Origin of the sequence: Sporosarcina sp. ACRSL (assembly GCF_022346605.1) — a bacterium.
Classification (GTDB): Bacteria; Bacillota; Bacilli; order Bacillales_A; family Planococcaceae; genus Sporosarcina.
The window spans coordinates 42,043-65,535 of sequence record NZ_JAKRNT010000008.1 but is presented as its reverse complement, the minus strand read 5'-3'; the positions used below and the strand labels follow the sequence as shown (position 1 = coordinate 65,535).

Here is a 23,493-nt window from a genome sequence, read left to right as displayed (position 1 = left end):
CCTTGGATACGGAAAACGCGGTTTTATTGTAAAGGGATCATAATTCCCATTTCCGTTTTTCAGCTAATCAGGCTTTTGCTTATTCCTACAGCTGGTGATTTCATTCTATTATGTGTCCTTGCTGGATTAGCTTTCTGTCTTTACAAAGATATCATTTGACCGGAACCGTGTCGACGACCATTCATCCGGCAACGCTGCAATGTATGACAGTATGTCATCTTGGGCATTCCATGAGCTGCTGTCATGCGTTGCAGTTGCAGTAGTTTCGCGGACAGGTTCCTTAGCAGTCCGTTTTGGTGCCGGGGCTGTTTTTTGACGTTCAGCTGTTTGTGTGATTTTCGCTTTCACAGGCTCTTTCTGTACTTCCATTGCTGTAGCAGTATCCGCCTTCTCATTCGTAGCTACTGCTTCTTTACTTGTTTCCGAGGCGTCGGCCATCGCCTTGCCAGTAGGCGCGTTTGCGGCTTTGGCCACTTCTTCACTTTCGAGATTGTCGGCGACTGTTGCTTCTTCTTTAGCCGCAGTCTCTTTCGCTGCTGTAGGCTTATCCTTACTTTCCTCCATTTGGGCGACGCGTTCGCTGTCTTCCGTTTCTTTGTTTGCTTGTTCAGGAGTCGCTTGCCCGTACAGGCAATTGACATTCCAAGCGACTGTAAATGAACCTTGTCCGTCAAAAAACCCTTTGACATCTGTCGCTTCGATTCGAAGAGGATGTTCCACTTCAGGCGGCAAATCAATATAAAGAGGAACGGCATATTCAAAATATCCAGCTTGCCCATCCATTTCGACATCGTCAACATAGACAACATCTCGTGGGATTTGTTCGATACGCTCCCCTTCTGTAAAGTCAACCTTCGCAGCGATATGGTAAATACCGGACAACCGCACTGCGTCTTCGGAACGTTTCTCCGTAAACCCTGCCTTCACTTTTAGAGTGCGTACGTCTTTCGGTACGCCTACGTCCTCCGGGAAAAAAAAGACTTCTTTCATATTCCATTGTAACTTCTTCATTTTTCGTTCCCTCCCCGTTTCATTCACTTGCCATTATATGCAGCAAGCTAGAGAGGTAGAAGAAATTAAAAAAACCCATTGTTGAAAAATCAACAATGGGTCAGCCTGTTGAAAAACGCTCGCATCCGTTGTTGCTCGTGTCGCTCGTCCGCTCATGAACCTTAAGTTCTATTCGCGTCTTCGCTCCACTTCGCGCGGGCTCGCAGGATGCGAGTCATGCAACCGTCGCCACAGGACGTGGCGCTCTTAGGTTGCCTTCATTGACAAGCGTTTTCAATCAGGCTGAAAATACCTATTCCCCTAAAACACTTTCTTCATTTCGCCAATTTGGCAAATACATTGTGGAACGCTTCGACAGTTTTTGCGATATGCTCTTCCGTATGGGATGCGGACAGGAACATGCCTTCGAATTGCGAAGGCGGCAAAAAGATGCCTTCCTCTGCCATCAAACGGAAGTATTCCGCAAACAATTCCAAGTCGGATGTTTTCGCTTTGTCGTAATTGGTAACCTTTTCGTTTGTAAAGAAGAAACCGATCATGGATCCAGCACGGTTTACAGTATGTGGGATATTGTATTTCTCCGCCGCCTCACGGAAACCAGCTTCCAGCTGATCGCCAAGCTTTTTGAAATGGTCATAGGAAGCAGGCGTCAATTTTTTCAACGTCTCGATACCTGCTGTCATTGCAAGCGGATTTCCAGACAATGTGCCCGCTTGGTAGACAGTACCGGCAGGCGCGACATTCTCCATAATTTCACGCTTACCACCATAAGCACCTACAGGAAGACCTCCGCCAATCACTTTGCCGAGACATGTAAGGTCAGGAGTAATTCCGAAATAGCCTTGTGCACAGTTGTAATCAACACGGAACCCTGTCATGACTTCATCAAAAATAAGCAACGTACCATTCTTCTCGGTCAATTCGCGTAAGCCTTCCAGGAAACCTGGCTCCGGTGGGACAACTCCCATGTTTCCAGCAACCGGTTCGACAATGACACCAGCCAAATCGTCTCCAAACTGCTCGAATGCAGCGCGGACACCGTCCATGTCATTGTACGCTACTGTAATGGTATTTTTGGCAATTCCCTCGGGAACTCCTGGGCTATCCGGCAAGCCAAGCGTAGCGACACCAGACCCAGCTTTAATCAACAGCGAATCGCCATGACCGTGGTAGCAGCCTTCAAATTTCAAAATCTTGTTGCGGCCTGTATATCCACGAGCAAGTCGCAAGGCACTCATTGTCGCTTCCGTACCAGACGATACCATACGAATGACTTCAATCGAAGGGACGCGGTCAATGACGATTTTCGCGAGCTCATTTTCCAGCAAAGTTGGAGCACCGAAGCTTGTACCCGTCTCGGCCACTTTCTTGATTCCCTCAACAACGTCAGGGTCGGAATGGCCCAAAATAAGCGGTCCCCATGAAAGGACATAGTCAATATATTCATTGCCATCTATGTCCCTAATGATCGGCCCTTTTCCACTCTCCATAAAAATCGGATCCATATTGACCGATTTGAAAGCACGGACAGGTGAGTTCACGCCACCTGGCATTAACGTCACTGCCTCCGTAAATGCTTGTTTGGATTTTTCATAATTTCTGCCCATTCATTTTCCCTCCAGCCAACGCGCTGCGTCTTTTGCATGATAGGTCAAGATGAGATCTGCACCAGCGCGTTTCATACTTGTCAATGTTTCCAATACGATTTCTTTTTCATTGATCCAGCCGTTAGCAGCTGCAGCCTTCACCATCGAATATTCACCGCTCACATTGTATGCGACAACAGGAAGAAGGACATTGTTTTTCACGTCACGCATAATATCCAAATAGGACAGAGCAGGCTTGACGATCAGGAAATCAGCGCCTTCCATGACATCCGACTCTGCCTCGCGAAGTGCTTCCATTCGGTTAGCGGGATCCATCTGATACGTCTTACGATCACCGAACTGTGGTGCAGAATCGGCAGCATCGCGGAACGGTCCGTAGTACGCAGATGCATACTTGACTGCGTAGGACATGATCGGAACATTCTCGAAACCAGCTTCATCCAACGCTTGGCGAATGGCGATAACAAATCCGTCCATCATATTGGAAGGTGCAATGATATCAGCGCCAGCTTTCGCTTGGCTCACCGCGGTTTTAGCCAACAGTTCAAGCGATGGATCATTCAACACCTCATCACCATGTACAACGCCACAATGTCCATGGTCTGTAAACTCACATAAGCAAGTGTCCGCAATGACGACAAGGTCGGGATGCTTCTCTTTTATGAGGCGCGTTGCACGCTGCACAATCCCTTCCTCATCAAATGCTCCTGTGCCAGTTGCATCTTTCTCAGACGGTATCCCAAACAGAATGACAGAAGGGATGCCAAGCGAGACTACTTCATCTACTTCCTCCATCAAACGATCAAGCGAAAATTGATGGATGCCCGGCATAGAGCTAACCTCATTTTTCACATTTTCTCCTTCGATAACGAACATCGGATAAATGAAATCCTCTTTATGCAAAATTGTCTCCCTTACCATCGAGCGCATCGTTTTTGAAGTGCGCAAGCGGCGATTACGTCGGAATTGTAGTTGAGTCATTGGATTTCTTCCTTTCGTCTCGCCAATGCCTTGACGAGTTCCTTTAAAGTATAAATTTCAGGTTTCACATCCACTTTAGCACCTGCTTCGAGCAACGCCTTTTCAGTGACATGTCCAATTGCACCGATCGTATACCCTTCCCAACCGATGACTGGAACGACGCCTTTTTCAAAAACACGCACTGCTGAAGGGCTCGCAAATAGGACAGTGTTGCTGCCATTCATTTGCAATAATTCGATGATCGAGTTGACCGAATCAGACTTGGCACCAGTTTCATAGACCGTCCATTCTTCCACGTGAAAGGGCAGTTCTTCACGAATGATGCTACCTGCAAGATTCCCTTTTAAAAATAGGACACGAAGCTTGCTATCCTCTGTTGGCTTGAATTGCTTAACAAACACGTCCGCACTGAAGATGGATGGAATAAATTCAACAGTAAATCCAATTTTCTCCAAAGCGGCAGCGGTTTGAGTTCCGACTGCCGCTATTTTGGACGGAATATCTTGAAAGGTCATCGTAAAACGGTTCATTTTCGAATGGAATGCTTTCACAGCACTTTGGCTCGTAAAAATCAACCAATCGAAATCTGCACATCGTTTTAATATAGATTCATCAGTAGCAGCTTCAATTTCGTTCACTTGGATAAGCGGCATGGAATACGGATTGCCACCGTACTCTCTGACGAGATCGAAAACCTCAAGTGATTTCGGGGTTCCCGTAAAAATAATCGTTTCCCCTTTTAAAGGACTTGATTCAGGCATCCATTTCCGCCTTCACTTTCTCAATCACTTCTGCAGCCCCTTCTGCTCGCAATGCGGACGCGACCGATTTGCCTACTTCTACCGGATCAGCACCTCGAACAGTTTTCTTAAAAACTTGTTTCGCATCTGGAGAAGCAATGAATCCTGTTAATTCGATCTCGTTTCCATTACTTACCGCAAATCCTGCAATCGGAACTTGACATGATCCGTCCATTTCAGAAAGAAAAGTACGTTCTGCATCGACTTCTGACCAAGTTTTCCCGTCAGATATTTTTTTCAGTTCTGCAAGCAATTCATCGTCATCACTTCTGCATTCAATGGCAAGAGCACCTTGACCGACAGCAGGAATGCAGTCTTCGATTGACATATATTCGGTAACGACATCATCGCTCCATCCCATCCGATTCAATCCTGCGGCAGCTAATAGGATAGCATCATACTCTCCGTCTTGCATCTTCTTGAGTCGCGTATCAATATTACCTCGGATCCATTTGATTTCAAGATCCGGACGAAGCATGAGCAATTGAGAACTACGACGCAAACTCGATGTGCCTACGACAGCACCGACCGGAAGATCCATGAATTTCACATGGCCTTTAGATATGAATGCATCTCGCGCATCCACCCTTGGCGGAATACATCCGATTGTCAGTCCTTCTGGCAAAACAGCAGGCATGTCCTTCATACTATGAACAGCAAAGTCAATTTCCTTATCGAATAGGGCTTGTTCAATCTCCTTGACGAATAAACCTTTACCTCCAACTTTTGAAAGCATCACATCGAGTATCTTGTCCCCTTTTGTGACAATTTCCTTCACTTCAAATTCAAAAGGTGCGCCGGCAGCTTTCATCTGGTCGATAAACCAATTCGTCTGCGTTAAGGCAAGCTTGCTCCTTCTAGAGCCAACGATGATTTTTCTCAATATGATCTTCCTCCTATTTGATTACCATAAAAGTCAAACCCAAAAATGGAACTGGGATAATCTGCTTCCAAGAAAAAAGTTGATAATAACAAAAAGAAAAGCGAAGACGTTCGCCCATGCAAAATCATTCGCTGTCAGTCTACCTCTTCTTTGCAAAAACAATACTAAACTATAAAGGATAATAACGAGGAATGACCCGATGATCTTCATGTCGGATATCGACCATTCATCCAATGCGACAGTCGCCCATTGAATCCCTAATACAAGGCTAATAAACAATAACGGGATACCTGTATAGATTGACACCTTCATCCCTGACAATGATTGTTGAAGAGACGGAAGACGTCCGAACTGCTTTGTCCATTTTTTCTTCTTCAGCACTTTGTATACGAGCAAATACAGAACGGCAAAAACGAGGGACAACGCAAATGCTGCATATGACAGAATCGCAAATGTAATATGTATAAAAAGCAATTCCGAAATGAGCGATTCACCAACCGGCGATTTTTCGAACTTCATCGGTGTGAATGTATAGATTGTCATGAAAATGAACCCAATGACATTTAAAAAGAAGACAGCGAACCCGACCTTTGAAAACACTTGGAGAATCATCGAAAGTGTCAGAAGCAGCCAAGCGTAAAAATAGACCCCTTCGTAAAGAGAAAGGACCGGGAATCGCTGTGTATCCATCACCCGCGCTAGTAGGAAGCCGCTTTGCATCAAATAGACAATCGATAGTATGCAAATAGCGCTTCGATGGGCGAATTTATTATTATTTACATAATCAATGAAGTAAAATACGAGGCTTACCGCATACAGGACGACGATTACTTCGTGAAATCTCGCCATAGTCATTTCGGCCATGATGCAACCTCTGCCTTTCACATATAGATCAATTAAGCCTCGGCTAATTTTCGTTCTTTTGCTACGTTATGAGTTTTCTCGCGAATGATTTCCTCTTCTTCGTCTTCATTCAAACCGAAAATTTGTTTGAAAAAGGCTAATTTTTCAGCTGCCTGTCCATCCGTCGCCAATTCTTTTGCTTGAAGTATCGGTTCCTTCAGCATTTGGTTAATAATTGACTTCGTATGTTTGTTCAATATTTTCTTTTCACGTTCTGTAAGATTAGGCATTTTATTCTCAATGCTAGCCATCGTGTCCGCTTGAATTTGGAGAGCCTTCTCCCGTAATGCAGAAATGACCGGTACGACTCCGAGCGTCGCAATCCAATCCTTGAATTCAACGACTTCCTCTTCAATCATTAAACCGATTTCCTCTGCAGCACGTTTTCGTTCTTCTAAGTTCGCTTCGACGATACCTTGCAAGTCATCGATGTCATAAAGGAAGACATTTGGCAAATCACCGATTCGAGGGTCCAAGTCTCGAGGTACAGCGATATCAACCATAAAGATCGGCTTTCCTTTACGCAGTTTTTCTACATGTTGCATCAGTTCAAAATCGATGACAAAGTCAGTTGCGCCCGTCGAGCTGATTAAAACATCCGCTTCCAATAGAGTGCATTGCAATTCACCCATCGGTTTCGCGACGCCACCGAATTGCTTCGCCATCTCCTCTGCCTTCGACAATGTCCGGTTGAGAACTGTCACTTTACCAGCTCCGCTTCCATGTAAGTTTTTGAGAGCCAATTCTCCCATCTTACCCGCTCCGAGAATCGCAATATGCTTATCATTCAAGGAACCAAAAATTTTCTTTCCAAGCTCGACTGCCGCGTAGGAAACGGAAACGGCATTCTCCCCAATTGCAGTCTCAGAATGTGCACGTTTTGCAAGCGTAATCGACTTCTTGAACAATTCATTGAATACTGTCCCCGTCGTCCCAATCTCCTGACCTTCGAGAAAGCTCTTACGGACTTGTCCTAATATTTGTGTTTCACCAAGCACCATAGAATCGATGCCTGCAGAGACTCTCATCAAGTGTTCAATCGCTGAATCATTTTCATATATAAGTAAATGCGGGGATAATTCTTCAAGTTCCATATCAAACCAGTCGGCTAAAAATCGTTTGACATAATAACGGCCCGTATGGATTTGATCAGCCACCGCGTATATTTCTGTACGATTGCAAGTTGAGATAATGACGTTCTCCAGAATACTTTTCTCTTTTTGTAAAGCTTCCATCGCCTTTGGCAACTCGGTCTCTATAAAAGATAATTTTTCCCTGATTTCTACTGGAGCTGTTCGGTGGTTGACACCGACCACGATTGTATACATTAGGTGCTCACACCTCTCCCGTTCTATTTAACATATACGATTATAACATATTCATTTGTCAGTAACGGATGATTTTGTGACTAACTATTGAAACATCAACGGTTCATTCCACATATTTGTAATAATTCTAATGTGTAGTATACACTATAATTAAAAATCCGGATGACAATTTCGTTCATCCGGATTTTCGGTTACATTCTATTCTCTATTTCACGCCACGCCTCATCCATGCCGATTCCCTTTTCGGAAGAGAAAAGGACTAGAGGATCTCCGGGGCGCATATTCAATTCGTTTCTCACAATTTTCTTATGCTTTTCCCATTTGCCTTTTGGGATTTTGTCCGCTTTCGTCGCGATGACGATTGTCGGGATATGGTAATGCCCTAAAAAGTCATACATGAGGCAATCATCGACTGTCGGCGGATGCCGTAGATCCACAATAAGAACGACAGCACGCAATTGTTCTCGACCAGTTAAATACCTTTCGATCATTTTGCCCCATGCTTCCCGTTCCGATTTTGACACTTTTGCATAACCATAGCCAGGAACATCGACGAAGAATAATTTTTCTTCGATTTTATAAAAATTCAACGTTTGGGTCTTCCCAGGTTTTGAAGAGGTACGCGCTAAGCTTTTCCGTCCGATCATTTTATTGATGAACGAAGATTTACCCACATTTGAACGTCCGGCCAATGCAAATTCCGGAAAACCATCATCCGGGTATTGTTCTGGTTTGACCGCGCTCATAATCATCTCTACTTGATTGACTTTCATTCGGAAGCCTCCTCTAATGCGTATGACAGTACTTCTTCAGCATCCGATACAAGCTTGAATGTCAGCTCACTACGTACACTTTCAGGGATATCTTCAATATCCCTTTCATTGGCTACCGGCAAAATGATTGTCGTCAAGCCCGCCCTATGCGCACTCAATGACTTTTCCTTTACTCCCCCGATTGGCAACACTCTGCCTCGAAGTGTGATTTCACCGGTCATCCCAACCTCTCGACGGATTGGTTTCTTCGTCAATGCTGAAACGAGAGCCGTAGCAATCGTCACACCTGCAGATGGGCCATCTTTCGGGACGGCACCTTCTGGAACGTGAATATGAATATCGCTCGATTCATGGAAATTAGGGTTGATGGCAAAGTCCACTGCTTTCGATCTGACATAAGATAATGCAGTTTGCGCAGATTCCTTCATGACATCGCCCAACTTACCTGTCAAAATCAGTTTACCTTTGCCGGGAGATAATGAAACCTCAATTTGGAGGGTATCTCCTCCAACCGTCGTATAAGCCAAGCCGGTTGCTACACCGATTTGGTTTTTCTTCTCAGCCTGTCCATAACTATGCTTCTTTTTTCCTAAAAGCGTTTCAAGGGTATTCACGCTCACCGTGACACTTTTCTTTTCTCCTGTCACGATCTGTTTCGCAGCTCTTCTGCAAATCCTTGCAATTTCCCGTTCCAATCCACGGACGCCGGCTTCTCGCGTGTAATAGCGAACAATATTACGGATGGCATCATCATGGAAACGAACTTGCGATTTTGTTAATCCATGCTCCTTCAACTGTTTAGGTATCAAATGATTTTTTGCAATGGACTGCTTTTCCATTTCGGTATAGCCCGGAATGGAAATGACCTCCATCCGATCCCTCAAAGGCCCAGGTATAGAGCTTAAATCATTGGACGTTGCGATAAATAATACATTCGATAAATCATATGGTTCCTCTATATAATGGTCGCTGAACGATGAATTTTGTTCAGGATCTAGAACTTCAAGCATCGCTGCCGACGGGTCTCCCCTGAAGTCATTCGACATTTTATCGATTTCGTCAAGCAAGAACACCGGATTGACCTTACCTGCTTTTTTCATACCTTGAATGATCCGGCCCGGCATTGCGCCAACGTATGTACGCCGATGTCCTCGAATTTCGGATTCATCGCGTACGCCGCCCAGCGAAATCCGGACAAACTTTCGACCAAGAGATTCGGCGATCGATCGAGCCAAAGAAGTCTTACCGACTCCCGGCGGTCCATCGAGGCAAAGGATCGGTCCTCGTAACGAGTTTGTCATTTGGCGGACAGCCAAATATTCCAAAATACGTTCCTTAACTGTTTCGAGACCTTCATGATCACGGTTCAATATTTTCTCTGATTTCTTAATGTCCAATTGATCCTTCGATGCATCGGACCATGGTAAAGCGACGAGCCAATCGAGATAATTTCGGATCACTCCACTTTCCGCAGATGCAGAGTGCGTTTTTTCATATCGATTTAACTCCCGGAATGCAGCTTGTTTTACGTTCTCTGGCATGCCGGCTTCTTCAATCTTTTTCGTCAACTCTACAATTTCAATATTTTTGCCGTCTTTGTCCCCAAGTTCTTTTTGAATAGCTTTCATCTGCTCACGCAAATAAAACTCTTTCTGAGTCCGTTCCATCGCTTCTTTGACACGGGTGTTTATTTTCCGTTCCAGCGCAAGGATTGCCTGCTCATCATGAAGTTTATTGATGAGGAACTCCAATCTTTTCTTGACGTCTGTAATTTCGAGGATTTCTTGTTTGGCAGACAGCTTCAAAGGCAAATGAGAAGCAATCATATCCGCAAATCTGCCCGGTTCTTCTATTGAAGCGATCGAGTCGAATGTCTCTTGTGAAATTTTTGTGGAATAATTCGTGTAATTCTCGAAATAAGGAAGCAGTATACGCATTAAAGCAATGGTTTCTGCATCCATTTCAGTAGTATCTGGAAGTCGTTTGACATCCACGACAGGATAGAGGTCTGCCTCTTCATAATTCGACCACTCGGCCCGCTCAATTCCTTCAATATACAACCGATATGTTCCGTTGTTCAGTTCCGTTAATGACTTCACATAAGCTAAAAGACCGATTTGGTATAAATCTTCAGCTTCAGGGTTTTCAACACCTGTGTCTTTCTGGGAAGCGAGCATGATGTAATTACCGTTTGCTATGGCATGTTCAACAGCAAATACAGACCGCTCTCTCCCAACATCAATATGTAAAACCATCGTCGGATAAACTAACATCCCACGTAAAGGCAATAAAGGCACGTTCAGCTTTTTTCGATTTGGCATGCGGAAGTCACCTCCATAAGTTATGTATATCCATTATTACAATTCATATAAGGTGGAAAAAGCCGACAACCGATGAGCGAATGATTCGCATCGCCGGAGTCAGCTTTATTCCTCCAATTATCAGGCCGTATTCTTCTCTTGATCGAGTTTGAACGGTGTACCATCTTCTCGATAAAGGAGTGGACTTGATTTTTTCAGGACGGAATCCTTCGTAATGATGCATTCGGTAACTTCATCAAGAGATGGAAGTTCATACATAATATCCAACATGATATTTTCAATAATGGAACGCAATCCGCGGGCTCCTGTTTTCCGTTCAATCGCTTCCTTAGCAATTTCCAGAAGAGCATCCTCTTCAAATCGCAATGTCACGCCGTCTAACTCAACCATCTTTTGATACTGCTTAACAATCGCATTTTTAGGAACCGTTAGGATTTGGTAAAGAGTATCTTCATTCAACTGCTCCAATGTTGCAATGACTGGCAAGCGGCCGATGAACTCAGGGATTAGACCAAATCGTTGTAAATCTTCAGGAATCAGTTTCGAGAGCAAAGATGCTTCCTCTTTTGACTCTTCTTCGTTATTCGTACCGAATCCGATAACTTTCTGCCCCGTCCGGCGTTTGATGATCTCTTCCATGCCATCAAATGCTCCGCCGACGATGAAAAGGATATTTGTCGTATCGATTTGAAGGAATTCCTGATGCGGATGCTTCCGTCCACCTTGTGGAGGAACGCTTGCAACTGTGCCTTCAAGAATTTTCAGAAGTGCTTGCTGTACGCCCTCACCTGAAACGTCCCGCGTAATCGATGCATTTTCCGATTTCCGGGCAACTTTATCGATTTCGTCAATATAAATGATCCCTTTTTCAGCACGTTCAATATCGAAATCAGCTGCTTGGATCAGCTTCAATAAAATATTCTCAACGTCTTCACCGACATAGCCCGCTTCTGTTAAGGAAGTTGCATCCGCAATCGCAAAAGGAACATCCAAAATACGAGCCAATGTTTGCGCCAATAATGTTTTACCACTACCTGTAGGTCCGATCAAAACGATATTCGATTTGGCAATTTCCACATCGTCAACTTTGCTATTCGTATTGATCCGCTTGTAGTGGTTGTAAACTGCTACGGCCAACGATTTCTTCGCACGATCCTGACCGATAATATATTCGTCTAAAATGCCTTGGATTTCACGTGGTTTCGGAACGTCCTTTAGCTCGAAGTGCTCATCCAGCCCCACTTCTTCCTCGACGATTTCAGCACAAAGTTCAACACATTCATCACAAATATAAACACCCTGACCAGCTACAAGTTTTCTTACCTGATCTTGGGTTTTACCACAAAAAGAACAACTTAGATTATCTTTTTCGTCATTAAATTTGAACATCAAGCTCACCCCTATTCAAGTGACAATCTTACAAGATTCCCCCGGTTTTATCAACTATTTAGAACTTCTCTTCTATTCCGGCGTACAATCCCGCATCTATGAAAAACAAGGTACGGAAACCCGCACCTTGTATTTTACAGTGGTTATTATTCAGTGACTTTTGCGTTCTCAACTAGGAATTCAACTGTCTTATTGAAGCGTAAATCGTTTTCAAGCACTCGTGTGCCACCTAGTGTTTGTTTGATTTGGTCAATTTCCATACCGAATTGCTCAGACATTTTTTCAAGCTCTGCATTGATTTCCTCTTCGGACACTTGAATACCTTCAGCAGCGCCGATTGCTTCTAGCGTCAAGGATACCCGTACACGGCTTAGAGCATCGTCTCTCATTTGAGAGCGCAATGCAGCTTCGTCTTGTCCTGAGAATTGGAAGTACAAGTCAAGGTTCATACCTTGCATTTGAAGACGTTGACCGAACTCGTCCATCATTCGATCTACTTCTGAATCGATCATCACTTCAGGAATGTCGATTTCTGCATTTCTTGCTGCCGCTTCTACAAGATCATCGCGCATTGCAGTTTCAGAAGCGTTTTTCTTTTCTTCGGCTGTCTGTTCTTTCAATTTTGCACGAAGTTCGTCAAGGCTCTCGACACTGTCATCGATTTCCTTTGCAAGCTCGTCGTCAAGTTCAGGAACTTCCTTCGCCTTGATTTCATGAACTTTCACTTTGAATACAGCAGGTTTTCCTGCCAACTCAGCTGCATGGTATTCTTCTGGGAAAGTAACTTCGATATCTTTTTCTTCGCCTTGCTTCATGCCGACGACTTGCTCTTCGAAGCCTGGAATGAATGAGCCAGAACCAATTTCAAGATCGTACCCTTCAGCTTTTCCGCCTTCGAATGCTTCGCCATCAACGAAACCTTCAAAGTCGAGGTTGACAGTGTCGCCATTTTCAACAGCACCGTCTTCCTTCACTACCATTTCAGCCAATGCTGTTTGGCGGTCTTTTAATTGTTGCTCGATTTCTTCATCTGTCACTTCAGTCTCCTGACGTGTCACTTCAAGACCTTTATAGTCGCCAAGTTTCACTTCAGGTTTTAATGTAACATGCGCTTTGAATACAAGCGTTTTGCCTTTTTCCATTTCATCGATTTCGATTTCAGGCTGAGCAATCGGCTCTACATTTGCTTCGTCAAGAGCGTTGGAATACGCTTCAGGAAGAATGATATCAAGTGCATCGTTATAAAGTGACTCAACACCGTACATTCTTTCGAACATTTTGCGTGGCATTTTCCCTTTACGGAAACCTGGAGCTTGCACTTTCTTTACGACTTTCTTAAAAGCTTCATCGAGCGCTGCGTCGACAGTTTCAGCAGGAACTTCTACTGTGAGCGTCCCTTTATTTCCTTCTTCTTTTTCCCATTTAACAGACATATAAATACCTCCGAATCATTCTGACCAAGTATATTTTCTCACGTTTATACGCTATTTACAACCATTACAGTATATCATAGTCTTCATATCTTTCAACAGATTTCCTGTATATTACCTATCCGTTTGTTCGTCCACTAATTTGATCAAAGAATTCAATTCATTCTCGATCATCGGCTCACCAGTGAACATGCTTTCTATGTATTGCGTATAGGCTTCTGATACTTCGTACGTAGAGTATCCGTCCCATTGGAATGGATAGGCGACAATGCCGTAGCGCAGACTTGCTTCGATTGCCATTTGCATGCGAGTTGGATCCTTATCAAATCGTTCGCCAATTTGGTTGACAACTTCGATGGATCGCTCATCTTGACTCGGAAGTTCAAGCTTTGATGGGATGACGCGCTTGGACTGTCCGAACTTCCGGATCGTTACTTCATTACTGTAGCCGGATTCACGTAGAAGTACGAGGGCGTATGTTTTAACGATTGGATGTACCTTATCGGATTCCACGATTTGCGATAGTTGGTTTTTAATTGTCTCATCCAATTCACCATTTTCAAGAGTCGCAAGGATTTCTTGTTGCTTTTCCACCGTTCTGTCGATGAACTCTTCTATCGTAAACGTGTCTGGCTGCGGAGGTTTTACATCTTCACGTACATATCTATAGGAAAGTCTTTTATTCAAATCACGTAAATAGTTGAATTTCTTCACCATATCGGGTGGTACAATACCTTCGTCAAGGAGGGTTTCTATCGTCATTTCGACTTCATCGTAATCCTGTAGTTGAATGCTTATTGCCAAATACAATTCCATGGCGTCGAGATAGTCGGTCGTTCCGCTATGTAATAATTTCGTTGCGACTTCTTTTGCAAGCCGAAAATCTTTTGTTTCATATAAGGAAACCGCGTATGGTGCCAATACCCGGGTATTGTCAGGATCGAAATGGTACACCTGCTCAAATGCCTCCACGGCTTCTGCATAGTCTGCATCTTCTACGGCATCCAAGCCTTTTTCAATCAGTTGCTCCAAGGCGCCTGGAAAGACAACGATGTTATCTTTTTTGATGAGCTTTCGATATTTATGCCTCACTGGATTCACCTTCTTTCATCCATCCACTATAACATATAGCATTTTCCAACCGGAAATGAATTATTCACTCACTATTACGATATATGAAAACCTCCGAACGAATTGCAGTCCGCAAGGAGGTTTCATAGTAGTTTCAAATTTTCGCTTTTCGATAACTATCATAGATTTCAATTGCCGTGGTTACAATAATGGTTATGACGACAGACCACACCGCCCATTTTTCGATATTATTCACTGACGATAAACTTATTTCCAGTAAATTTGCCAGATAAGGAATAAGGTCATCGTTGATCAGAGTGGGATTGGTTGCAATGACGATAATAGCAAGTAAGCTAAAAGTCTTAATGACTGCATTTAGAGTCATTAGCTTCATTGTCCATTGCCGTTCCTTCCATTTATATACCCACAATCCAAGTTCCATTGCAACAACTGGTAAAACCAATGGCCAATATGACAGTAATGTCGATTGATTAAAAATCGGCATCACCATTTGTAGTCCCGAACCTTCAATGGATAGATAAATACCAATGAGATGGTCTGCATTAAAGTAAATAATGGCCCAGATCGCTGTCCAGACGAATCCAAAAATAACCTCCCCTTTTGAAATCGCCTTTTTCCTTGGAATGATATGAACATATTTTAAATCTTTTGGAGTCCACTTCGTTCCATACTTTGTGATCGGGAGATCGCTTTTCGCCAATCCGATTCTTTCAATGAAAACAAATACGATGGTGACCCAAAAGAACGTTTGGATTAGCACATGTATTACTTTGCCGAGAATGATGCCAAAGCTTTTGATAATAACCGCAAAGACACTTTCATCTCCTGTGAAAAGGACAATCGCTTGAACTACATGGACCAATATTGTTATTAAAATAGCCCAAGGGATAATCATTTTCATCGTCCATATATAAGCATCGTAAACTTTCGGTCCAATCAAATGCATAGGTGTATCACGATAACTTGCGGCTAGCCGCGCTGGATCACCAAGTTTCGAAAGGACTTCCATCACCTCTAGCTCTGTATAATCTTCCGGCAGCATATCTTCAATCGTCGATCTAAGCTCAAGGGCTATATCCCCACGCGTTCTTTCCGGCAGTCTTCTCGTCACCTCGAATACATAGGCTTCAATCAAATTCATCCTCGCTATCCCCTTCCAGTAATGTTTTCAGCTCAAAGGTCATCGTTTTCCATTCGTTTTTCAATAGCTCGTAAATTTCAATGCCATATTCACTGATTACGTAATATTTACGGGGTCTGCTTTCAGTCGTATCCCAACTGCTCGTCAATAGTTCCTGCTTCTCTAAGCGGCGAAGAAGCGGGTATAACGTACTTTGCTCAATTGCTACACCCGCTTCTTCAAGACGCTGGACTAACGAATATCCATATTGAGGAGTCTTTAATTGACTCAATACAGCAAGAGTTAACGTCCCTCTCCTCAGTTCAGTTGTAAATGAATCTACTAGTGAATCCACATTGATCACCTCATCTTCTTATACTGTATATCATACACTATTATATTTTTCCCAACAATAGGCAATGTGCATTGTTTCAAATATTTTTACAGATCAAAAAAAAAAGAGTTACATCGACAGACGCAACTCTTTCATCATTAATATTTTTGCTCAATAGCTTACTTTCCCCAAAATTCAATCCACCTTCCTTCGGGATCTGCAATCCAAACAAAAGTCCCGAACTCGCTTTTTTCAGGTCCTTTTAAAAGTGGTACATCAATTTTATTGAAATGCTCTAACCACGCTTCAATATTTTCCACTTGGAAATTCAACATGACGGACTGTTCGACTGGAAAATAACTATTGTCTTCTTCGAAAAGAGAAAAAACTGTTTCGTTCTCTGGATCTGGTTTCATAATAGTGCCATTCCAATCACCCATTGAAATCCCAAGCGTTTCTTCATACCATTTTTTTAATACGTCTAGATTCTTCGATCTCAAAAAAACTCCACCGAATCCTTTAATTTTCATACGAGTACCCCCCATTATCTATATTGATGAAAAATACGATTTATAGAAAAATTCGTCAGAGATGATCTTAATACCTTCAATTTTATGCAACAAAACTGTATATGAACTTCAATATCGGAGTTTATTTACAATGTAAAGAAGGCCTGAACCTTTGATTTCTCAAGGATCAGACCTTCCGAAATTAATTTCTATGATTTAGCCCCCGTAAGGTGTGCGTCGAACATGTCAATGATCGTGAGGAAATGATCCGCTTCACGATACACATGGTCTGCTAGAAGTGGATGGATGATGCTCTTAATTTTACATTCTTCGATTAAGTCTCTTGCAGTTTTCTTGAAATCACGGAGGGAGACGACTGACACGCGATTTTGATCGAGGAATTGATCCAAGAGTGGCACTGTTTGAGAGTATGGTCTCATTCCATCCAGATCTCTCGCCTGGAACAGCAATTCGTCAAAATCATTGCTGAAATTTCTTGCAATGTCGACAAGTTTCCTTTCCGAAGGATCGAGCAAATGTCCTATGAACTTCGCATGGTCAGCCATAATTCGTAAAAAGAATACATTCTCTTTTATAATTGCATCGGCGAGCGGTTTTAGTTTCCCCTCATTCAATTCAATGAGTCGTTTCCTAAAATAATTCGCTTCCCTGCTAATATGATCGACTAAAAGAGGGAAGTTATTGGCACCGGGCAGCTGACAAGTAAGGATAAGTCCTAACACTTTCCGTTTAAAAGCGTAAATGTTCGTTGCAGCCATCTGTACTTCCGAATTAAACCTTCTGATGGTCATCGGGTCAGTTTGGTTCGTAAATGCATATGCCTGTTGCTCAATCCGCTCAAAGATATGGTAAAACTGATTAGCTTCTGCGATTAATTGCGTATCTTCAGCTCGAAAACCTAATCTGAGAAATAAGGAATGCTCTTTCATAATTCTTGACCAGAATCGTATTTCCTCCAAGGACTGTTCCACAAACTCGGCCGGTGAAATCGAAGTAGTGCTCGTTTGATACTCCTCGTTCCAATACATATGGATCTCCCCCTCATAAATGTACACGCAGTATCAATGTATTCAAGTCCCGTTTGTCCCTATTCCGAGTTTGCTAATCAAGTCATATTTCCGAACAAAAAAGAACGATGTAACGAAAATATCGTTACATCGCTCATATTCAATCCAATTATATCGTTTCGCCAACCATTGATTCTTCCTTACGATCGCCTTTATCTTCAATTCCGAAGCGACCTTCCCATTTAGCCATAACAACCGTAGCCAATGCATTCCCAAGTACGTTGACGACTGTACGACCCATGTCGAGCAGTCGGTCGACTCCTGCGATGAAGGCAAGGCCTTCCAGTGGAATACCGACCGTACCAAGCGTTGCAAGTAATACAACGAAGGATACGCCAGGTACACCTGCAATACCATTAGAAGTAATCATCAGTACCAAAACTAATGTAATCTGCTCCATGATGCTTAGATCGATGCCGTACATTTGTGCGATGAAAATCGCTGCAAGTGCTTGATACAATGTAGAGCCGTCCAAGTTAAATGAATAACCCGTAGGAATAACAAACGACACGATATCTTTCGGAGTGCCGAATTTCTGCATCTTTTCCATAAGCCTCGGTAATACAGTTTCAGAACTAGCCGTAGAGTAAGCCAAAAGGAGCTCGTCTTTTAACAGTTTGATAATGGCGAAGATGCTTGTACCAACAAGTTTCGCAATTCCGCCAAGAATGATGATTACGAAGAAAATCATTGTAGCATATACAAGAATCATTAATTTACCGAGTGGCACTAAAGATTCTAGTCCGAACTTCGATACTGTCACACCGATCAAACCAAATACACCAATCGGTGCAAATTTCATAATCAAGTTGGTCACCCAGAACATAGCATCTGCGGTACCTTGGAAAAAGGCGAGCACTGGCTTTCCACGTTCACCGATCGAAGCAACCCCTAATCCGAATAATACTGAGAAGAAAATGACTGCAAGCATATCGGCATTTGCCATTGCTTGAATAACGTTACTTGGAACGATACCGACAAGAACGTCCATAAATCCTTCATTTTGTACACTTTCAGTTGTTTGGACATAGGAGTCGATATCGCCCTTCTCCAATGTCGACATATCTATGCCTACACCTGGCTTGAAGATGTTAGCCGCGGATAACCCAACGATGATTGCGACTAATGATACGACTTGGAAGTAAATCATTGTCTTTCCGCCAAGTTTACCTAATTGTTTCAGATCGCCCGTACCTGCAACACCAACGATCAAAGTTGAAACGATGATTGGCACAACAATCATTTTAATCATATTGATGAAGATTGTACCAAGTGGTTGCAAATACGTTTCTATAGCGGGGTTACCATAAAAGATCGCCCCAACGATAATTCCTGCTATTAAACCGATAAGTATTTGATAAGCTAAAGGAATTCTAAATATCTTTTTCATAAAGTTGCCTCCCTCTTTTCCCATTGAAAGCGTTTTCTTCGCTTTTTCAAGTGTAAGAGAGACTTATCGAATCCGACAAAATCCGACAAATTGTAAATATCATTTATTTATCACTAGAATGTTCTAAAAAGTTGATTTTCCAGTATACTTTTCTTCTGTTTCCAGGTAAAGCACCTGGATGAACTTCTTTATATTTATTTTCACTCGAGCAGTCGTTTCTTTGTCTTCATCGATTTGTTTCATACGGAGGCGAATGTCTTGGAAGTCAAAATAGCGTGGCGCATAGTACTCGAATTGAGGGGATGTATAATCGACAACTCCCATCGAAGCTATGTTGTTTACCGCAGCTACAATCGTACGGCGGATCCGTTGCTCAATCGCTTTGCTTTCTTTACTTACATTGACATTTTCCATTTTTCGAGCGACCGCCTCGTACAAATCTTTCAAAGGCGGCAATTGCGGAATCCGCTCCTCGCGGCTCATCAAAATTTCTATAATGGCAACGATGTCATCGCTGCCCACTTCGCCGATGATTCCCATATCGTTTAAGATGAAACGAACGATATCACTCACCCTTTTCCGTCTAGGTTGTTCCGTGGTAGCATCAATATTCGCCAGTGAATCCCTGATCGTTCGCAGCGATTGTTGAAGCTGGTACTTTTCCTTTGTCTTCATTAATATACTTCGTACTTCCACACGATTGATCGGCTTATGAATAAAAAACTCTACGCCTTTTTCATATGCCTCTCCGACCATTTCCTTGTTAACGATTTGAGAAATCATAATGAACTGTCCTTGAAAACCTTGCTTCTTCAATTGCTCCAGCGTTTCGATCCCATCAAGTGCCGGCATGAGTAGATCGATCAGAACAACATCCGGTTGGGTGGACTGTATAGGTGCAATCGCTTGCACTCCATTTTCCGCTTCTCCAACGACATATCCAAGTTCGTCTTCATTAATAATTTGCTCAAGCATTCTCCGGGATGCCAAATCATCATCTACAATAAAATATCGCATGATTCTTCACTTCACTTTCGTATCATATCGGATGGAATCCGAATCTGAAAAATTGTTCCTTTTTCCGGTATTTGAAATTGGACGTCACCTTGCAGCGTTTGAATAATCTGCTGGACATGGGAAAGTCCGATGCCTGTTGCCGCCACACCTTGTTCGTTATACTTCGTTGTATAGCCTGGTTCAAAAAGAATCGGAATGTCCTCTTTTCGTATCCCTTTGCCAGTGTCTTGAATCGATATCAAAAGATCGTCCGCTTCCTCGGACACATGTATCGCTATACTGCCCGTCCGATCTATTGATTCAACAGCGTTGGCCGTTATATTATTCAATAATGCTAACAAGGGGATATGTTGATCTGTTTCAAAATCGACAGTTATTGTTAGTCGGAAATCGACGCTCCGTTTCAACAACTCGCTATATTTTCGATTTGAGGTAATGACATAGTCAAACAGATCAGACAAAAGAAAGCGATCTGAACTATCTTCTTTCGTTATATTAGATAATCCTGAAAGTATACGCTGCGAGTCTTTTTTCACTTCATGGATCTCTTGCGCAATTGCAAGTGCTTGTACACTTAAGTCATGCAAATTGTTCTGTTTTAACTTCCGATACAATTCATAGCTAGCAGCTGTTACTTGCTCAACATGATTCATCGATTTCTGCAAATAAAGCGACTCTGCATACAAATTTGAACCGATGCCAAGCATTTCCTGCACTCGCTTTTTTTGCTCAGACAAAATAATGGAGCTATACAAACCAACCACAAAAAAACTGCGAAGCGTTGCCACCCCGCCAAGTAGTGCCAAGTCTCTCAACATCAAGCCGTCGCTGTTTAACGTCCAAATACGCATTACGTTTTCCGTAATATTACCGACAAACTCAAAGAATGTAGCCCATAAACCTAACAAAAGTGGTGCTGTTCGATACTTGTCTAGGCCAATAAAATGAAAACCTAACGCAAATACAACATAATAGAAAAAAATAGGCAAATGATGCTGAAAACTTTCCAACAATGAAACAGATATTGCTGTTACATCAACGCCAGTTCGAAACATAACAACGGCTAAGCCCGTTACAAATCCCGTCAATGGAAGAGAGCCGGACGGTCGAATAAGAAGGAGAAGAAAAAAGATGATACTTCCTAAACTAAACCGAAATGCCTCTCCATAGAACGGTATATATTTAAACTCCCCTGCAACCGCTGTCAAAACAGCCGTCAACAATAAAGCCATGATGTCTATTTTTTGTCCTTTTTGGGTCATATGCTTAGTTAACATATAACATCTCCTACTTGTAGCGATAATCTTCTAAGGAAATTATAGCATGACAAATGTTTATTCGTTTTTTAACGCATTATTAAAAAAAGAAAAGACGATACAAACGTTTCTATTACAACGTTTATATCGCCTTTTTATTATTTTGATGACGTGCTAAGAGAACTTAAATAATGTCATTAGGCCCTAATGACTGCCCTCCGTTATAATATCGGATAATGACAAGCAGCCCAATGTCCCTTTTCCACCTCGCGGAATTCTGGTTGTTGTTCTCTACATTTTGCGGTTGCTGCCGGACAGCGTGTATGAAAACGGCAACCTGACGGTGGATTAGCAGGTGACGGAATTTCCCCTTTTATTGAGATTACTTCTCTCCTACTTAGAGGATTCATGTCTGGAATAGAGCTGATTAGTCCTTTTGTATAATGGTGTGCTGGCTGTTTAAATAGTGTTTCACTGTCGGCTAGTTCCACAAGCTTCCCTAAGTACATAACGCCAATTCGATCGGAAATATGACGGACAACATTTAGGCCATGACCGATAAATAAATAGGTTAAATCAAGTTCACGCTGTAACTCCTGCAGTAAATTAACAACTTGCGCTTGCACAGATACATCGAGCGCGGACACTGCTTCATCGGCTAAAATGAATTTAGGGTTAAGCGCTATCGCCCTGGCAATTGCAATGCGCTGGCGCTGCCCTCCTGAAAATTCATGTGGATATCGATCATATGCATTTCCACCTAAACCTACAGACTCTAGTAATTGCTCAGCTCTAACCCGGTTCTCACGAGCAGTAAAGGATTTATGAACTTTTAACGGTTCTTCAATTATGTCCCCAACTTTCCAACGTGGGTTCACTGAACCATAAGGGTCTTGATAAATCATTTGCATATGTTTACGCGTTTCCCGCAATTCTTTTGAGCTAAGTTCTGCCAAATTCGTCCCTCGAAAAAACACGTTCCCAACACTTGCCTTCTCTAGCTGTAAAAGCAATCTCCCAAGCGTCGATTTTCCACTTCCTGATTCCCCAACAATTCCGAGCGTTTCTCCTTTTTTAATTGTAAAGGAAACATCTTCTACCGCTCTGACATAAGATCGTGGTTGTAAAAAAGCACGTTGTCCAATCGGATAAAATTTACTCAATCCTTCAACAACAAACAAATCTTCCAATTGTGAGTCTGCATTCGCTCTATCCTTTTGACGAACTGTCGTTGTTGACACTTCATTTTCAGTTGCCGACTGTTTCCATGCATCCGATTCCACTAATTCCTCTGAATACCAACATGCCGCTTGGCGACCGTTCACATTCTTCAATGATGGTTTGTTACTTCGGCAGTGGTCTGTTGCAAATGGGCAGCGCGGATGGAACAAGCAGCCTCCAGGCAAATCCGAAAGCGATGGAATGGTCCCTTTAATTGAAAATAATCTTTTACTCCGGTCACTATCCAATGTTGTGACAGATTGCAACAGGCCATGTGTGTAGGGGTGATGTGGTACTTCAAACAATTGCGATGTCTTTGCTTGTTCAACAATTTCTCCCGCATACATCACGATGATTCGATCTGCCACTTCGGCAGCAATGCCCATATCATGTGTGATCAGTAAGATGGACATACCGAACTCTTCCTTCAATTCCTCAAGAAGTTGCAGGATTTGTGCCTGGATCGTGACATCGAGTGCCGTTGTCGGCTCATCGGCAATGAGGAGATCTGGCCCGCAAGCAAGTGCCATCGCAATCATTGCACGCTGCAACATACCACCAGATAGCTCGTTCGGATATTGGTTGAAGCGTAATTCAGCATCCGAAATGCCAACTCTTTTCAATAGGTAAATTGCACGTTTTTTTGCCTCTTCTTTATTCGATTGCTTATGTTCAAGGATCGTCTCGATAATTTGTTTTCCAATCGTAAACACAGGGTCAAAAGCGCTCATTGGTTCTTGAAAAATCATTGCCACTTTTTTACCGCGTATAGAGCGAAGCTCACGTTGAGAAAGGTTCGTCAGGTCGATGCCGTCTAAAGATATACTGCCATTCGCTATCTTTCCATTTTCATATTCGATGAGTCGCATGATTGACTTAGAAGTAACAGTCTTCCCACTCCCGGATTCTCCGACGATACAAACCGTTTCACCAGCCTTCATTTGCAAGGAAACGTCTCTGATAGCTGTCAAATCACCATCATTACCTGCGAAATCGACTTGCAAATGTTGTACATCAAGTAGTTGTGTCATATGCTTCTC

At 42.8% G+C, this 23,493-nt stretch carries 20 protein-coding genes; all 20 read right to left on the bottom strand.

Annotated elements, in window-relative coordinates; genetic code table 11:
- Nucleotides 1-126 precede the first annotated feature (126 nt).
- Complete coding sequence (locus MHZ92_RS12745) at nucleotides 127-1,011, bottom strand: hypothetical protein (RefSeq protein ID WP_239432097.1); 885 nt, start codon at nucleotides 1,009-1,011, stop codon at nucleotides 127-129.
- Nucleotides 1,012-1,325: 314 nt separating this feature from the next.
- Entirely contained in the window at nucleotides 1,326-2,618 is a 1,293-nt protein-coding gene (gene hemL / locus MHZ92_RS12740; RefSeq protein WP_239432096.1) for a glutamate-1-semialdehyde 2,1-aminomutase, read from the bottom strand.
- The gene (gene hemB / locus MHZ92_RS12735) at nucleotides 2,619-3,599 is read right to left on the bottom strand and encodes a porphobilinogen synthase (protein ID WP_239432095.1); all 981 of its coding nucleotides are present in this window, start codon (nucleotides 3,597-3,599) and stop codon (nucleotides 2,619-2,621) included.
- Nucleotides 3,596-4,360, bottom strand: a complete 765-nt coding sequence (locus MHZ92_RS12730) for a uroporphyrinogen-III synthase (RefSeq protein ID WP_239432094.1) — start codon at nucleotides 4,358-4,360, stop codon at nucleotides 3,596-3,598. The genes hemB and MHZ92_RS12730 overlap by 4 nt, the downstream gene beginning before the upstream one ends.
- Complete coding sequence (gene hemC / locus MHZ92_RS12725; protein WP_239432093.1) at nucleotides 4,353-5,282, bottom strand: hydroxymethylbilane synthase; 930 nt, start codon at nucleotides 5,280-5,282, stop codon at nucleotides 4,353-4,355. Before hemC ends, MHZ92_RS12730 begins: the two co-directional genes overlap by 8 nt.
- A 33-nt stretch (nucleotides 5,283-5,315) precedes the next feature.
- The gene (ccsA, locus tag MHZ92_RS12720) at nucleotides 5,316-6,146 is read right to left on the bottom strand and encodes a cytochrome c biogenesis protein CcsA (protein ID WP_239432092.1); all 831 of its coding nucleotides are present in this window, start codon (nucleotides 6,144-6,146) and stop codon (nucleotides 5,316-5,318) included.
- 32 nt (nucleotides 6,147-6,178) lie between these two features.
- Entirely contained in the window at nucleotides 6,179-7,513 is a 1,335-nt protein-coding gene (gene hemA, locus MHZ92_RS12715) for a glutamyl-tRNA reductase (protein WP_239432091.1), read from the bottom strand.
- Nucleotides 7,514-7,704: 191 nt separating this feature from the next.
- Nucleotides 7,705-8,286 carry a ribosome biogenesis GTP-binding protein YihA/YsxC gene (gene yihA, locus MHZ92_RS12710; RefSeq protein WP_239432090.1) on the bottom strand — a complete coding sequence of 194 codons (582 nt, stop codon included), beginning with the start codon at nucleotides 8,284-8,286 and terminating at the stop codon, nucleotides 7,705-7,707.
- Nucleotides 8,283-10,607 (bottom strand): endopeptidase La, encoded by a 2,325-nt coding sequence (lon, locus tag MHZ92_RS12705; RefSeq protein ID WP_239432089.1) that lies wholly within the window; start codon nucleotides 10,605-10,607, stop codon nucleotides 8,283-8,285. The genes yihA and lon overlap by 4 nt, the downstream gene beginning before the upstream one ends.
- A 120-nt stretch (nucleotides 10,608-10,727) precedes the next feature.
- Nucleotides 10,728-11,996 (bottom strand): ATP-dependent protease ATP-binding subunit ClpX, encoded by a 1,269-nt coding sequence (gene clpX / locus MHZ92_RS12700; protein WP_239432087.1) that lies wholly within the window; start codon nucleotides 11,994-11,996, stop codon nucleotides 10,728-10,730.
- A gap of 146 nt (nucleotides 11,997-12,142) precedes the next feature.
- Entirely contained in the window at nucleotides 12,143-13,429 is a 1,287-nt protein-coding gene (gene tig, locus MHZ92_RS12695) for a trigger factor (protein WP_239432086.1), read from the bottom strand.
- Nucleotides 13,430-13,540: 111 nt separating this feature from the next.
- Nucleotides 13,541-14,518 carry a DUF3196 family protein gene (locus MHZ92_RS12690; RefSeq protein ID WP_239432084.1) on the bottom strand — a complete coding sequence of 326 codons (978 nt, stop codon included), beginning with the start codon at nucleotides 14,516-14,518 and terminating at the stop codon, nucleotides 13,541-13,543.
- 133 nt (nucleotides 14,519-14,651) lie between these two features.
- Nucleotides 14,652-15,659 (bottom strand): HAAS signaling domain-containing protein, encoded by a 1,008-nt coding sequence (locus MHZ92_RS12685; protein ID WP_239432083.1) that lies wholly within the window; start codon nucleotides 15,657-15,659, stop codon nucleotides 14,652-14,654.
- On the bottom strand, nucleotides 15,646-15,993 hold the full coding sequence (locus MHZ92_RS12680) for a PadR family transcriptional regulator (RefSeq protein ID WP_239432082.1): 348 nt from the start codon (nucleotides 15,991-15,993) through the stop codon (nucleotides 15,646-15,648). Before MHZ92_RS12680 ends, MHZ92_RS12685 begins: the two co-directional genes overlap by 14 nt.
- 158 nt (nucleotides 15,994-16,151) lie before the next feature.
- Entirely contained in the window at nucleotides 16,152-16,502 is a 351-nt protein-coding gene (locus MHZ92_RS12675) for a VOC family protein (protein WP_239432080.1), read from the bottom strand.
- 188 nt (nucleotides 16,503-16,690) lie between these two features.
- A complete protein-coding gene (locus MHZ92_RS12670) occupies nucleotides 16,691-17,530 on the bottom strand; it encodes a DUF2935 domain-containing protein (RefSeq protein ID WP_239432078.1) in 840 nt (279 codons plus the stop codon).
- Between the two features lie 148 nt (nucleotides 17,531-17,678).
- Nucleotides 17,679-18,959, bottom strand: a complete 1,281-nt coding sequence (locus MHZ92_RS12665; RefSeq protein WP_239432077.1) for a cation:dicarboxylate symporter family transporter — start codon at nucleotides 18,957-18,959, stop codon at nucleotides 17,679-17,681.
- 123 nt (nucleotides 18,960-19,082) lie between these two features.
- On the bottom strand, nucleotides 19,083-19,976 hold the full coding sequence (locus MHZ92_RS12660; RefSeq protein WP_239432076.1) for a response regulator: 894 nt from the start codon (nucleotides 19,974-19,976) through the stop codon (nucleotides 19,083-19,085).
- Nucleotides 19,977-19,987: 11 nt separating this feature from the next.
- A complete protein-coding gene (locus tag MHZ92_RS12655) occupies nucleotides 19,988-21,253 on the bottom strand; it encodes a sensor histidine kinase (protein WP_239432075.1) in 1,266 nt (421 codons plus the stop codon).
- A gap of 200 nt (nucleotides 21,254-21,453) precedes the next feature.
- Nucleotides 21,454-23,484, bottom strand: coding sequence for an ABC transporter ATP-binding protein (locus tag MHZ92_RS12650; protein ID WP_239432074.1), 2,031 nt, complete (start codon nucleotides 23,482-23,484; stop codon nucleotides 21,454-21,456).
- Nucleotides 23,485-23,493: the final 9 nt, after the last annotated feature.